Below are 15,219 nucleotides of genomic sequence, written 5' to 3'. Positions count from 1 at the left end.
TTGTTAAGATTCCTTTAATGCTGTTGTGGTTTTTAAAATAGTTTCGGATAAACTGGTCAGCCAGATTAATTGTTCGATTACCAATTGTGCTTCTTGCATTTTCAATTGAAAAGCCTTTTCATCAATAGGAATTCCTGCTTTCAATTCTCGGGCACGTATATTTTTCAATTCGGTAAAACGTAGCGCTAAATCCTCTTTGGGAAGGTTTTCTTTTAGCTTGAAATCATTTTCCTTCAAAAGCGCTATGGCCTCATCCAGATTTCTAATCACAGTATCCACCACCACATTGAATGCTTCAGATGCGGAGGTTGTTTTATGGGATTGAATGTAAGTTCCTAAAGACGCTAATGAGGAGAGAAGAGAGTGATTTAATACCGTTAGTTTATAGACTTTAGGCAGCTGTTTTTGTTTTGATTTAGGCTCTTGTGCCATTCTCTGAAAAGAAGCCATTAAATTCCCAATCTCGATGAAAGCATTTTTACGAGCCAAGCGGTACGATGTAGAAACGGTTCCTTTTTTATTATAAAAAATTGAAATTTCCTTCAGGTAATTTTGATTGGCATTGATGGATTTTTCTAAATGCATGGGCATGTTTAAAAATTCCCAAGAAGGCCATAAAAAATGATTGGCCAAAAAAGCAAGACCGGCACCTACAATGGTGTCCAGTATTCTAAATTGAACAAGATCCCCTATGTTAGGAGTCACAATTCCATAAATAAAAACAACATACATGGTTACAAATGTGGCACTGACTTTGTAATTTGTTTGGGTAAAAGAGAATCCTAAAAGCAAGCTAAGAATAGAAAGAATACTGATTATAATGTTGTCTTTGACAAAGAAAAGAATTCCAAAGGCAATTAATCCACCTAAAACAGTACCTAGAATTCTATGAAAAGAACGTTGTTTAGTCAAGCCGTAACCGGGTCGCATGATAACGATAATAGTCAATAAAATCCAGTATACATTATGAAAAGGCAGTATTTTTCCAATAATAAAACCAACTAATAGCGCTATTGTTAATCGTAAGGAATGCCTGAAAATAGTGGAGGAAAAACTCAGATTCTCTGTCAAAGTACGCCACGGATAATACTGCGGCGTTAAGAATTTTTCTAAATCGGTATCGATTCCTGTAAAATCCTGTAAATTAACAATTGAGGTAAAAGCACGTTCTACAATTTTTATTTTCTCGACTTGCTTTTCCGCATATTCCAGCATAGTGGTAAGCATAAAAACGCCTTCTGAGGCAGAATTTTTTCCTAAATCTTTTTCATAATCAGTGATTGCCAGCTGTAAGGCGTTCAAATCGTTTAGCAATGTGTGTTTTGGAATATAATTCTTTCGTTTTTTTACACTTTCAGATAATTGCTTTAAACTTGTAGCCAAATTGTAGGCTAAGTTTTGATACGTCAGCAAGACCCTTGGATGATTGTCGAATTTTTGGTGCAATTTTTCATGGTCAAATGCTGTAGACAATGCCACTTCAAGGATTTCTACCATTGCTATAAATACAAGCAACATTTTTCGATTTTGATTAGAAGAACCTGCGCTGATATGGCTGTTAATCAATACTTCTCTTATGTTTTGATGAATGGTGTTCAACTCGACCTGAAGGTTTAACTGCTTTTCAATAATTGCTTTTTTATCGGCGTCTATGGTCCATAAATCTCCTCTTAGTTTCAAATATTTAGCCGTAAGTTTGATGCATTCAGCAATTTGTAATTCGATGTAGCGATGTGGTCTGATGTAGTGAAAAATAAGGGAAACAACGAGGTAGAATAATCCTCCTGCTAGAATCAAACCCGAATGTTGCACCATTGCCCAACCGGTATTTATATTAGAAAATGTCAAGGAGAGTGAAATCAGGGTGGAGAAAGAAACCATTGTAGCTCGTTGTCCGTAAACGGATAACATGGATGTCAGGAAAACCAACAGGGCTAAAAAAGGATAAAAAATCCAAGAATACGGATAAATTATATTTACTAGCAAATTCACACCAGCAACAAGAATGGTGGCTACAAGAATCCCGTTGACTTTATGTTTCAGACTACTTGGAATGTCACTGGGATAAGTAAAAAAGGCTCCAAGAGCTATTGTAAAACCTACTTCGAATTTGCCAAAAAAAGAAAACAGCATCACCGGAATTACAGTGGCGATAGTTACTTTTAGGGCATTAGTGAAATACGTCGTATCAGTAAATTTTTGGATTTTATGAATCATACAATTGCATTGTTTGCAAAGGTAAGGATTGTAAGAATTTTTAAAGGGAATACTATCGGTCTTTTAACCTAAATTTTAAATAGTGATGAATTATCATTAGAGCATTATTCATTGGCTATTTTTTTACTATTTTTGCAGACCGAATTAAAAGAGAACTTATTTCGATTTTAATAGCTAATATTTAATACAACACGAATGATTTTACCAATTATAGGATATGGTGATCCAGTTTTAAGAAAAACAGGGGAAGTTCTTTCACCAGAACATCCAAACTTGAAAGAAACGATTGCCAATATGTATGAAACAATGTATAATGCCTATGGTGTGGGTCTTGCTGCACCACAAGTAGGATTAGCGCTTCGTTTATTTGTAATCGACACGACTCCTTTTAGCGACGATGAGGAATTAGAAGATGCAGAACAAAAAGAATTAAAAGGATTCAAAAAAACCTTTATCAATGCAAAAATGATACAAGAAGAAGGTGAAGAATGGAGTTTCAATGAAGGCTGTCTGAGTATTCCGGATGTCAGAGAGGATGTTTATAGAAATCCAACCATTACAATTGAGTATTGCGAAGAGGATTTTGTAATGAAAACCGAAGTTTTTGAGGGATTAATCGCCAGAGTAATCCAACATGAATACGATCATATTGAAGGAATTTTATTCACCGATAAAATTTCGTCATTAAAAAAACGATTGATTCAAAAGAAACTGAAAAACATTTTAGAGGGAAAAACATTCCAAGACTACCGAATGAAATTTTTTGCCAAAAAAGGAAGATAAAACAGTTTTTTAACTTCGCTTGGTATGATTTTTGGTTTCAAATAAAAATAAATAAGTCAAATTCTTAATAATAATTCCACAATAACATGAATTTAGAAAAAATATTAGCCATTTCTGGGAAACCAGGTTTATATGTATTGAAAGTGCAAACAAGAACCGGATTTGTAGCAGAATCATTAGCGGATGGAAAAAAAATCACCGTAAATTTGAAAAGCAATGTAAGCTTACTATCGGAAATTTCAATTTATACCTATGAAGGCGAAAAACCTTTAGCTGAAATCATGCAAAAAATTGCTGATAAAGAAAGCAAAGGTGCGGCAATATCCCATAAAGAAGACAACACTACATTGATGGCTTATTTCAAAGAAGTTTTACCTGATTATGATGAAGAAAGAGTATATCCTTCTGATATCAAAAAAGTGCTGAACTGGTATAATATGCTTCAAGCAAAAGGACTTGTTACTGATGAAGCTCCTGCTGCTGCAGTGACAGAAGAGGTTGCAGCCGAAGAAACTCCAGTAGCGGAAGTTAACGCTCCTGCTAAAAAAGCAAAAGCTAAAAAAGAATAATCATATTTTAAAATACTATTTAATCCTGTTCAGTTGTTTTTCTGAACAGGATTTTTTTATTTTTACCAAAAACTATCCCTAATGAATTCAAGACAAAACCAACTGCAAGCTTTCGAACGAGTATTAGATATTATGGATGATTTGCGTGAAAAATGTCCTTGGGACAAAAAGCAAACTATGCAAACCTTGCGCCATCTTACCATTGAAGAAACCTATGAATTAGGCGATGCTATTTTAGACAATGATTTGAACGAAGTCAAAAAAGAATTGGGTGATTTGTTGTTGCATATTGTTTTTTATGCCAAAATAGGAAGCGAGACGAACGATTTTGACATTGCTGATGTGTGTAATGAAATTTGTGAAAAGCTAATTCACCGTCATCCCCATATTTACAGTGATGTGGTGGTAAAAGACGAGGAAGAAGTGAAACAAAACTGGGAAAAACTAAAACTCAAAGAAGGCAGAAAGTCCGTTCTGGAAGGTGTTCCAAGAAGTTTACCCGCATTAGTAAAAGCAAGCCGAATCCAGGAGAAAGTAAAAGGAGTGGGTTTTGATTGGGAAGAATCGCATCAGGTTTGGGATAAGGTTCAAGAAGAATTAGACGAATTACACGTTGAGGTTGAAGCAGGAGATCAGGATAAAATTGAAGCCGAATTTGGGGATGTTTTATTTTCAATGATCAATTATGCCCGATTTTTAAATGTAAATCCAGAAGATGCTTTGGAACGAACCAATAAAAAATTTATCAAGCGCTTTCAATATTTGGAAAGTAAAGCAGGAGAATTGGGAAAACCTTTAATGGATATGACACTTGCTGAAATGGATGTTTTTTGGGAAGAAGCGAAGAAACTATAGTGTTTATTATTAAATAATTAAATTAGGATCACTTATAAAATTATCCAATGCCAGAAAATAAAACCGAGTTAAAACGTTCTTTAGGATTAATTGATGCCACGAGTTTAGTTGCCGGTTCTATGATAGGATCCGGAATTTTCATTGTAACATCAGCCATGGCAAGAGATATTGGTTCTGCTGCCTGGTTATTAGTTATTTGGTTGGTAACGGGATTAATCACGGTTGCCGCGGCATTGAGTTATGGAGAATTGGCAGGAATGATGCCTAATGCGGGCGGACAATTTGTGTATATTCAACGCGCTTATGGGCGATTGGTTTCTTTCCTGTATGGTTGGACTGTTTTTACAGTAATTCAAACGGGAGTTATTGCGGCTATAGCGGTTACTTTTGCGAATTATGCCGCTATCTTCTTTCCTGTTTTAGATCAAACTCTTTTTAGGGTTGGTACTGGTTTTATTTTTTCGTATCAAAAAGTATTGGCTATTTTTAGTATAATCCTGTTAACCTACATAAATACCAAAGGAGTAGAAAGCGGAAAAACAGTTCAGTTGCTCTTTACTTCGGCAAAATTAATAGCGCTTTTTGCCTTGATAATTTTAGGATTATACGTGGGTCTGCAAACGGATGTTTTGTCCAATAATTTCGCAACTATGTGGGAAGCCAGCAAAACGGTAGTCAATCCTGATGGAACAATTACAGTAACAAAATTAGCAGGAATGGCTATTTTGGGAGCAGCAGGAGCTACCATTATTAATTCCTTGTTTTCTAGTGATGCTTGGAATAATGTCACTTTCATTGCAGGGGAAATTAAAGAACCTAAAAAGAATATCCCCCGTAGTTTGTTTCTTGGAACCTTAATTGTTACTGTTATTTATGTTTTAGCAAATCTGGCGTACTTGGCTTTATTGCCAATGCAGGGAGCTCCAAACGCTGCTGATATTGCCAGTAACGGAATCATGTTTGCCAGTAATGATAGAGTAGGAGCGGCCGCAGCAAGTATGATTATGGGAAATGTAGGTGTTTTTGTAATGGCTGCATTGATTATGGTTTCTACTTTTGGATGCAACAGCGGATTGATTCTTTCGGGAGGACGATTATTTTTTGCTATGGCAAAAGACGGACTTTTTTTTAAACAGGCTACAGAACTGAATAAAAACCAGGTTCCGGCCAAAGCATTGTGGGTGCAATGCATTTGGGCTTGTATGCTTTGTGTTTCAGGAAAATTCGGGGACTTATTAACCTATGCTACTTTTGCGTCATTGTTGTTTTATATCCTGACTATTCTGGGAGTTTTCATTCTTAGAAAAAAAGAACCCAATGCCGATAGGCCTTATAAAGCGTTTGGATATCCGGTTGTACCCGCACTTTATATTGTGGTGACATCAGCCATTTGTCTGACTTTACTGATTTATGACACCTTCAATACGGGATTGGGATTGTGCATTGTGGCGTTAGGAATTCCGGTGTATTATTTTGTAATGAACAAGAAAGAGTAAAGCAAATGGAATTAATTAGCTAATTTTTTGAGTGAATTGATGTCTTTTTAAAACGATTTTTTTACCGGTTAATTCAATCAATCCTAGTTTTTTTAAATCCGAAAGTAAACGGATACAGCTTTCAATGGCTGTTCCAATCATGCTGGCTAGTTCATTTCTCTAAAGTTGTACTTTTAAGGAGTTATCTTCGTTTTTTCCAAAGGTGTCATGCAAATAGAGAAGCGTCCCGGCTAATCTTCTCTTGACTGTTTTTTGGGCTAAATGCACCATGTGATCGTCGGCTTCTTTTAGATCACCGCAAATGCTTTTCATCACATTCATCGAAAACTGATTGTTCTTGCCAAAGCATCCCATCACTTCTGATTTTGGAATACAAATACCATCTTTTAGACAGTAAATACCATTTACATTCTCTCCCTCTTCAAATGTAACCGCTCCTTTTTTACTACTATGGGAGGTTTTACAATAAGAAAGTTTTAGTAATTCGTCTTTTGTTAAGGTTTTTAAAGAGCTAAATTATCTGACGAAACGTTGTTCGCATTTGCTCATATTCTTTGGTGTTAAAAGGCAAATGGATATACAAACTGATACCTTCAGAACGATTGCTCTCTGTGAAAGATTTCTTCAAAATTTCTTTAAAATTTCTTTTAAAAAATCAGTTTCATCCCAATACGGAACTGTAGGATAACTGGTGTATTTTGGTTCCGAAACATTGTATTTTTGAATTAAGGAATTTTTCATGGCAAAATCATTTATCGTTAGTCAAAAGTAAAGCGACTGCTCACATATTAAAATGACAATTATCATATTGAAAAAAAACTTTTACAAAAAAAAGAGGCTTCAAAAGCCTCTTCACAAAAAAATTTGTTCTTTAAATAGTAATAGAACGATCATGTAAAGCAAATACAGGATGTACCTGTGGTTGAATAAAAGCTGAAGAATGAATGCTGTCAGCAGAAAAGAATGAATGTGACTTTTCTGTTTGAATTGAATCCAATGAAATAGCATTTGCATTAAAAGCAAATAACAGAGCTATTGAAAAGCCAATAAAAACAACAGTTTTCTGAATCCATTTCATTTTGTAAACATAAAAAATGAGACTGACTTTATGAAATTTTTTTTAATAAATGAACGTTAAATGTTAAAATCAGCTAAGTCGTGTCTCCCCATAAAAAAACCTCGAGCAGTTTATTCTCGAGGTTTTGATCACCAGTATGTGCTGAAATTTATTCGGTTTTTAAGTTTCGTAATTGTTTGAGTTTTTCTTTCCAAACATCAAGACTCTCTTTATGAATAGCAATGTTTTTACGAACTTCTAATACGATGGAATTTTCTTTTTTTGCATTTCGGGTATTGGTAAAAAACTGAATGTTATTTTCCAATTGAAAAATTTCATTTTGAACTTCATCAATTTTACGCATTACAAAAATCTTTTCATTATCTAATTTGCGCGTATCATGGCTTTCTGACAAATGATCCATTCTGTTTGAGAAACGCAACATATCAGTATCTTTTTTACTCAAACTTAATTTTTCAAAAAGGGCATCCAGTATTTTGTTAAATTTTCCCTCAATATGTCTTCTTGTGAACGGTACTTTACCAAAGTTTTTCCAGGTTTCAATATGCAATTTTATGGAGTCTAAATCTGTTTTATGGTCTCCGATCAATTGGAACTCTCTTAAGGTTTCCAGGTAGGTTTTTTTAGCATCAAAAGCGGCTACTTCTTCCCCATTTTCCTCATTTTTTTGCTCTTTTAATTTGTCAAAATAATGATTGCAGGCATCCTTAAACTCTTTCCATATTTTATCCGAATATTTTCTTGGTACATGCCCTATTTGTTTCCATTCATCCTGAATTTGTTTCATGATAGGAGTTGTAGCATCAAAATCAGTGCTTTCCTGCAATTCTTTGGCTTTAGCTACAAGAGCTGTTTTCTTGCTTAAATTGTCGTTTTGGTCTTTCTTAATGTCTTTATAAAATGAATTTTTGAAAGAATTGAAATTTCTTACAGCAGTTTTAAAACTGGCCCAAGTATCCTCATTTACCTCCGATGGCACTTTTCCGGCAGAGAAGAAAGCAGTTCTCAAGGCTTCTACCTTTTCTATTTGAGCTAGCCATTGAGAATGTGCATTCACTTTCTCGGTCGCCAAAACTTCAATATGAGCAATAATTTCTTTTTTCTTTTCTAAATTCTCTTGTTCAGTTCCTCTTTGATTTTCGAATAAAACTTCCCGTTTATCATGCATTTGCTTGGTCAAATCACTGAATTTATTCCAAATATCATCTCGATGTTCTCTGGAAACCGGTCCAATATCCTCCTTCCAGATTCGATGTAAATCCTGTAGTTCTCTGAAGGCTTTGTTAATATCAGCTTCAGTAACCAATTCTTCAACACGCGCTACAATTTTTTGTTTTTGTTCTAAGTTGTGTTTAAAATCCAAATCTCTCGCTTCCCGGTCTAAATGCAGATAATCATAGAAATTTTCCACATGAAAATGGAAGTTATTCCACACGTGGTTGTATTTGTCCTTCGGAATTGGCCCGGCAGTTTTCCATCGTTCTCTTAAATCATTAAAATGTTTTAAGGTGTCTTTGATGTTTTCCTGAGGGTTAATCAACTCTTTTAATTCCTCAACAATGGCCAAACGATTTTCTAAATTTGTTTTTAGATTCGTTTGCAAGCTCTTGAAATGGGTATTTTTAGTATCTCTAAAAAGAGTGTAATAAGTATCAAATTGAGATTTCAACGGAGAATGATATTGAAATTCTTCGTTAGGGTCTTGATTTTCTGTTAGAAATTCTTCTTTTTTCTCTTCGAGGAGGTGGTTGTATTTAGCTAAAAATGCTTTTTTAATTTCTTCAATATGCTGCTTAAAAGTCAAAATTTTGTCGCTGGAAACTAAATTTTTCAGTTCGTTGACCAATACTTCAAGTGATAAGGTATCATAATCCTGCATCGGAATATCGTGACTTTCTTTGAGTGTTTCGTCTTCACTTTCAGCTGCATTTGTTTGTGTAATGGCATGAAGCGCAGTTGTATTTGCTGTTTCTGGCGCTATTACATTCTCTTCGGCGGGAACAGCAGCTTCGGGTTCATTTGTTGGATCAGTGGCGTGAGTTGCTAAAACGTTTGATTCTAATGAATTAGATTCAATAGTATTTTTGTCTAATTTTCCGTCTGCTTCAGGCAGGTTATCATTCTTTTCTTCTAACATTTTTTCAATGTGTAAGGTTTCTAAATAGATTCAACTCGAAAGATACTAAAGCAGTATGAAAATACAAAACAAAAACTTAATTTATAGTCATTTTAGGTTAAATGGCTTTTTTTTTGGAGCTATTTCCTGCTGTCCGCTGTATTCCCAATTAATAAAAACTACGGCTGAAAAGCCTTGTTTTTCTAAATTGGGAGATGCCGCTTCCATCAGGGCTAGGGATTTGGGTTAAAATTATGAATTGTTTTCAAAAAAAAAGTCCCACCGAAGCAGGACTAAAGATTTTCATCTACGGCATATAGCCTTATTGTGATAAGATTAAAGATTAGAAATTTTAATCAGTTGTAAATATACATATAAAATAATTAGGTTGCAATGAGGGAAACCGTAAAGCAGGTAATTATTTTCTCCGTAGCTTTAAAAATTCTTACAAAATACAGATTGTTACGGCAAAAATATTAGGAATTGTATAAAAACAACGAACCTCCAATAAATTGGAGGCTCTGATTAGGTCACCTTTCGGTTCAATCCCACGGTTCACTTGAAAACAAGGACCTTATTGTGATTTGATTAAAACAAATGTAATCAATAAATTGAAAAAAACATAAAAATGGAAAAAATAAGACTTGGATTAGATATAGGAACAAATAGTATTGGTTGGACGGTTGTAGAAAAACAAGATGGAGTTTATGATTTTAAAAAACAAGAAGACAGGAATGGAGAATTAATTCCTTCTAAAGGAAGTTATATTTTTTCTAAGAGTGTTGATGCAAATGAGAATTCTAAAGCGTCAGAGCGAAGAGGTTTTAGAGGAGCAAGGAGAAGAATTGATAGAATAAGATTGCGAAAAATATCAACTTTAAAGGTCTTAAATGAATTTCTATTGTGTCCCAAATTTACAGCTGGTGAATTGAATAGATGGAAAAACAAGAAAATTTATCCTTGCGGGAATGATAAGTTTATTGAGTGGCAACGTACAGGGAAAAAGAATGGAAATAGTCAAACCGAAAAATTAAAACAACCTTATTATTTACGCGATTTAGCAGCTACTAAGGAAGGAATGATGGACACTGAAAATGGTAAATTGCAACTAGGCAGAGCTTTTTATCATTTATCACAAAGAAGAGGGTATTTATCAAATTCAGAAGAGGATCAATCTGATGATAAAATTGATTTATTTAAATCTGCTATTTTAAATTTATTAGAAAATACTTTTGATTCAGTATCCTTTAAAACTGGACTTGAAGTTATTTTTGACCAATATAAATCAGATGTAAAGGTTAAAAGCCTGAATACTAAAATAGGCAAGGAACTTAAAAAAGAAATTGTTTTTGAAAATATAAAATCGTTTGTCAATACCGAATTTAATAAACCTGAAAATTTGGGTAAAGTGATGTCGAGTATTGGAGAATTATCAAATGAGATTAAAGGATTTTCAACTAAAGAAGGTATTCCAACTGGGGAAGTTTTTCCAACGATGGGATGCTATTTTTATTCAATTTATAATACTGTAAACAAAAAATCAGGATTAATAAACAAAATTAGAGGTAGATATACACATAGAGAAGAACACTATTTAGCTGAATTCAATTATATCTGTAAAATCCAAAATATTACTGGCGATTTTAAAGACAAATTACAAAATGCAATCTTCTATCAAAGACCTTTGAAAAGTCAAAAAGGATTAGTCGCAAATTGTACGTTAGAACCAAAAAGAAAACGTATAGCCACTTCGCATCCATTATTTGAGGAATTTAGAATGTGGGAATCAATAAATAGAATAAAAATAAAAAGAGAATCGGAGGGTAAGTTATATTTTCTGAACAAGGAAGAAAAGGATTTAATTAAAAACGAATTTTTACAAATAACAGATTTTGAATTTGGGAAAATTGCTAATAAATTAAGCGAAGGACAGTCTTATGGTTATATAAAACGACCAGAAGAAGTTTATTTAAAAGGAAAAAAAGTAGAAACTGAATCCGTTGCTGTTATTTGTTTTAATTTTCCAATGGATAAGAAGTTTTCAGCTTGTCCTACAATTGCATCATTAAAGAAAGTGATTGGAGAAGAAGCATACAATAATATGCAGTTGTTAAATACGGGTTATGGACATGAGAAGGGTAAAAAACAATTAAGTATTGAAGATATTTGGCATTGTTTGCAAATGGATACTTTTGGTTCAAAAGATAAAAAAACAGTACGAACAGAATTTGCTAAAAAGCATTTAAAACTTGATGATAAGATTGAAAACTTTGTAAAAATTAAGTTAGTTAAAGGATATGGAAGTTTGAGTAAATCTGCCATTAAAAAAATAATTCCTTTTTTAGAAAAAGGAGAGATATATACTAATGCAGTTTTCTTGGCTAATGTTACAGAAGTTTTAGGGCGTAAAATTTCAGATACTGAACAAAAGCAAATAGCAGAAATAATCAAAGAAGCTTTAGATAATTTTGGGATTGAAAAGCAAAATAAAGGAATTGTAAATAATTACATAAGCAAATTTAAAGGCGACAAAGAGAATTCTTTGGGCAATAATCAATTTAGTATTGAAGCATATAAAAAAGGTTTAGATTATGAAATAGCAAACTGGATTGGGGAAGTTCAATTGGGAATTATGGAGAAAGAAGTTATTTCTGAAATAACAAAAACTTGTTGGGGATTATTTTATAATGCAGCTTGTGACAAATCTCCAAAGGAAATCATCTATTTGTCTTCAAAAACTATTCCTGAATTTATTTATGATGGATTAAGTACTGTTTTTATAAATGATAAAATTAATGTAAGTAAATTGTATCATCCTTCTGCGATGGAAGCTTATTCCAAGGCTGATAAAAAACTTGGGAATCCTGAAATCTCATCAATAAAAAATCCTGTTTTCGATAGAGCAATGCACCAAGTAAAAAGATTGTGTAATGAATTAATTAGAAAAGGATTAGTCGATAAAGAAACCGAAGTGAATCTTGAAGTTGCGGGGGAAATCAATAGTGCAAGTTATAGAAGAGCTTTGACACTTTGGCAGAAAGAACAAGAATTCATTAGAACTTGGGCGAAAAATAAAATCATAGGATTAAATGCAGTTGAAAAACGAAGTGAAGTTATTCCGACTTCAACTGAAATTGCAAAATATATATTATACAAAGAACAAAATCACAAATGTTTGTACACTTCTGGTAAAGAAATTTGTGTTACGGATTTCTTGGGAAACAAAACAACTTATGATATTGAGCATACAATACCAAGAAGTAAGTTTAATGATAATTCTTTGAAAAACAAAACGTTAGTCAATTATGATTTTAATAGAAATTATAAAAAAGCAACTTTACCCGCTTTGTTGAAAGTTGATTTTAACGGCAAAACAATTGATGCAGAATCAATTTTGCAAAATCGCGATACCTACTTAAAATCGTATACTATTAAGGGTGAAGAAGTGACTTGGACTGTTTCTTTAAACGATTTGAAATTTGAATACAAGAAATTTAAAAATGCGGCAAAAGCGATAACTGATGCAGTCGCACACGAAGAGGTAATGACCAAGGCTCATTATACAAAAATGAAGCTGGATTATTTAAGAGAGAAATACAGAAATTTTGAAATAGAAGAAATAAATAATCAGTTTACAAATGCGAATTTGGTTGATACCCGAATAATTACAAAATATGCAAGAGCTTATTTGAATTCGTATTTCAATAAAGTAAATGTGGTCAACGGGAAGATAACAGATACTTTGAGGAAGATATGGGGGCTGCAAGGGGAAGAGGAATCTAAAGACAGAAGTAATCATATTCATCATTGTATTGATGCAATAGTGGTAGCTTGTGTAGAAAAAGGTACGGCTAATAAAATTTCGGAACTTTATCATAAATACGAGAATGATTATTTCAGAGGCAATGATAATCCAAGAATTCACGCAAAAGAGCCAATGAATAATTTCGTTGAGAGATTGAAAAACTTGCATAAAGAAGTTTTGGTTTATCATAAACAAACCGACAGAATAAAACCATTACTGATAAATGCTCAAAATGAGAATGTTCAAAAATTAAATTTAAGAGGAAGGCTAAATAGTCAGAATCCGTATGCACATATTAAGAAAAATGATGAGCTGATTTTTGCTCAACGAAAACCAATTACAAGTATAGTAGGTAGTGATATTGAAAATATCATTGATGAAGGAATTAAAAAGAGATTATTGACTTATGCTGATTTAAAAGGTTGGGAAAAACTTATGGAAATTCAAGCTGATGATAGAGATGAAGTTGTTGAAAAACAAATCGAGTTGAAAAAGATAGTTGTTTTTAGGCTTTATGAGAAATTAAAAAAGGATAAGAAGAATGAGTCTTTGATAAAAAGAAGCATTGTAAGGGATGATGTTGAGATTGATTTTTTTGATTCAAATTCTTTAATTGATGTTGTTTTTAAAGGTTCGGTTATAGAAAATTTAGATGAAGCTAAAATTGGTCTTTTTAAAAATAAGATAGTAAAAGAAGTCAATAATTTAATTCGAAGTAAAGGTCTTGAAACTCTTTTGAAAGAAAGCGAAGGTGTAATCGTTCTACCAGAATATAAAGACGAGAAAAGTGGCAAAGATATTTCAAAAATGATTCTTAAAAGAATTAGATTGAAGTCCTCAAAATCAAATTTGAAAGATTATAAAAAAATTAGAGAAATTGATAGAAAACAAACTGATGATAATAAATTCGATCACAAGCACGATTATTATTTTGATAAAGAATCATATACTAATTATGAGGCAAGAATATATGGAGATTTGGTTCCTAATGATAAAGGAAAGTTTAAAAATAGAGAATATAAAGTGATTAATCATCATAATATTGTAAATAATATATTTGAAAAAGAGAGTAATAACTCCATATTGCAATTACATCAAGATGATATGTTTCTTGTGTTTGATTTGAAACCAAATGATGAAATTAATTGGAAAGATATTTTTGATTTACAAAGCAGACTTTTTAAAATAGTTAAGTTTGATGAAAATGGGATAATTGTTTTAGTAAGACATAATTATGCGGGGGGAAGTGTTGATTCAGCTCCAGCAATTAAATCAGAAAGTGATTTATCGAATAATTCTCAAGTTGTTTTAAGGAGAAGTCCTTCAACCTTGAGAATTATTCCTGTGTGTCTTGATACTTTAGGTAAGATTGATGTTGGTTTTAGTAAGGATTTTGTGGATTTGAACAGTAAGTAAAATTTTAATTCAACTTCAAAAATTTGGTATAAATTTACACCAATTAAACAACTAGTATTATGGCACGACAAAGTATCACTTTAGCCAATCAAAACGATGAATGGTTAAAACAACAAGTTGCCAACGAAGAATTTACCAGCAAAAGTGAAGCGGTAAATTATTTAATCAAGCAAGCTCGTGATCGAGATGAGTATGTTGAATTTGTTCGAATGAAGTTAGATAGAGCTGAAAAAAGCGGATTTAGCACCAAAACAAAAGAGGAATTATTAGCAGAAATTAAGAAAAAACTAAATGTTTAGTTATAAACTTAATATACAAGCAGGGAAGATTTGACTCGAATTTTTGAATATGGAATTGGTCGTTTCGGATTTCTTCAAGTTAATAAATATTATGAAATGTTTTTTGATTGCTTTTCAAAAATCGCATCAAATCCATATCTATTTCCTGAAGCTATTCGTTTTCGTCAAGGTTATAGATATTGTATTTGTGGAGTGGATACTATTTTTATAAAATTAATGCCAATGAAATAGAAATAATGGCAATTATAGGAAGACAAGATTTTTAAAGGTTCTTTGACATACAGTTTTTCATTGTCTTAAACAGCCAAACCACAACTGAAAGGTATGGCATCCGCCCAGCAGGGATGCAGTAGCTTTCAGTTGTGGTTTGATTAAAGATTAGAAAACACGATATTTAGTCACGAGCCTAAAGATAAAAATATCATGTTGTGGTTTGATTAAAGATTAGAAAACACGATATTATATAAATATATCGTTGCCGATTATAACGGGTTGTGGTTTGATTAAAGTGCAAATTCCAGTGATATTGACCACCCAATTCCAATTTAAAGTGAGCACCTGATTCCAATTCAAAATGACCACCTA

10 protein-coding genes and 2 pseudogenes are annotated in these 15,219 nt (G+C 32.8%); 7 read left to right on the top strand and 5 right to left on the bottom strand.

Annotated features, from left to right (window positions below; all coding sequences use genetic code 11):
* Positions 1–3: 3 nt before the first annotated feature.
* Complete coding sequence (locus EKL98_RS07000) at positions 4–2,217, bottom strand: FUSC family protein (protein WP_126561898.1); 2,214 nt, start codon at positions 2,215–2,217, stop codon at positions 4–6.
* Between the two features lie 195 nt (positions 2,218–2,412).
* On the opposite strand from EKL98_RS07000, the gene def reads away from it, so the two are divergent.
* From def to EKL98_RS06980, 4 genes are all read left to right on the top strand, one after another.
* Positions 2,413–3,000 carry a peptide deformylase gene (gene def / locus EKL98_RS06995; protein ID WP_126561897.1) on the top strand — a complete coding sequence of 196 codons (588 nt, stop codon included), beginning with the start codon at positions 2,413–2,415 and terminating at the stop codon, positions 2,998–3,000.
* Between the two features lie 86 nt (positions 3,001–3,086).
* On the top strand, positions 3,087–3,569 hold the full coding sequence (locus EKL98_RS06990) for a DUF5606 family protein (protein ID WP_126460497.1): 483 nt from the start codon (positions 3,087–3,089) through the stop codon (positions 3,567–3,569).
* Positions 3,570–3,650: 81 nt separating this feature from the next.
* Positions 3,651–4,424 carry a nucleoside triphosphate pyrophosphohydrolase gene (gene mazG / locus EKL98_RS06985; RefSeq protein WP_126561896.1) on the top strand — a complete coding sequence of 258 codons (774 nt, stop codon included), beginning with the start codon at positions 3,651–3,653 and terminating at the stop codon, positions 4,422–4,424.
* Between the two features lie 47 nt (positions 4,425–4,471).
* On the top strand, positions 4,472–5,920 hold the full coding sequence (locus EKL98_RS06980) for an APC family permease (protein WP_126561895.1): 1,449 nt from the start codon (positions 4,472–4,474) through the stop codon (positions 5,918–5,920).
* A gap of 11 nt (positions 5,921–5,931) precedes the next feature.
* Here EKL98_RS06980 and EKL98_RS06975 read toward each other — a convergent pair.
* The 4 genes and pseudogenes from EKL98_RS06975 to EKL98_RS06960 form a co-directional block, all read right to left on the bottom strand.
* A pseudogene (locus EKL98_RS06975) lies at positions 5,932–6,469 on the bottom strand (Crp/Fnr family transcriptional regulator).
* A 13-nt stretch (positions 6,470–6,482) separates the two neighbouring features.
* A pseudogene (locus tag EKL98_RS06970) lies at positions 6,483–6,661 on the bottom strand (oxygen-independent coproporphyrinogen III oxidase); the annotation flags it as partial.
* Positions 6,662–6,791: 130 nt separating this feature from the next.
* Positions 6,792–6,998 (bottom strand): hypothetical protein, encoded by a 207-nt coding sequence (locus tag EKL98_RS06965; protein WP_126554434.1) that lies wholly within the window; start codon positions 6,996–6,998, stop codon positions 6,792–6,794.
* A gap of 148 nt (positions 6,999–7,146) precedes the next feature.
* Positions 7,147–9,135 (bottom strand): DUF349 domain-containing protein, encoded by a 1,989-nt coding sequence (locus EKL98_RS06960; protein WP_126561894.1) that lies wholly within the window; start codon positions 9,133–9,135, stop codon positions 7,147–7,149.
* Between the two features lie 55 nt (positions 9,136–9,190).
* Here EKL98_RS06960 and EKL98_RS17575 point away from each other — a divergent pair, with 55 nt between their 5' ends.
* The 3 genes from EKL98_RS17575 to EKL98_RS06950 all read left to right on the top strand — a co-directional run bounded on the left by EKL98_RS17575 (position 9,191) and on the right by EKL98_RS06950 (position 14,634).
* Positions 9,191–9,364 carry a hypothetical protein gene (locus EKL98_RS17575; RefSeq protein WP_156063269.1) on the top strand — a complete coding sequence of 58 codons (174 nt, stop codon included), beginning with the start codon at positions 9,191–9,193 and terminating at the stop codon, positions 9,362–9,364.
* A 378-nt stretch (positions 9,365–9,742) separates the two neighbouring features.
* Positions 9,743–14,335 (top strand): type II CRISPR RNA-guided endonuclease Cas9, encoded by a 4,593-nt coding sequence (gene cas9 / locus EKL98_RS06955; protein ID WP_126561893.1) that lies wholly within the window; start codon positions 9,743–9,745, stop codon positions 14,333–14,335.
* 59 nt (positions 14,336–14,394) lie between these two features.
* Positions 14,395–14,634, top strand: a complete 240-nt coding sequence (locus tag EKL98_RS06950) for a ribbon-helix-helix domain-containing protein (RefSeq protein ID WP_126561892.1) — start codon at positions 14,395–14,397, stop codon at positions 14,632–14,634.
* The last annotated feature ends 585 nt before the right edge of the window (positions 14,635–15,219 follow it).

The sequence above is a fragment of the Flavobacterium bomense genome, assembly GCF_003970355.1.
This window is presented reverse-complemented; position numbering and strand designations above follow the sequence as displayed.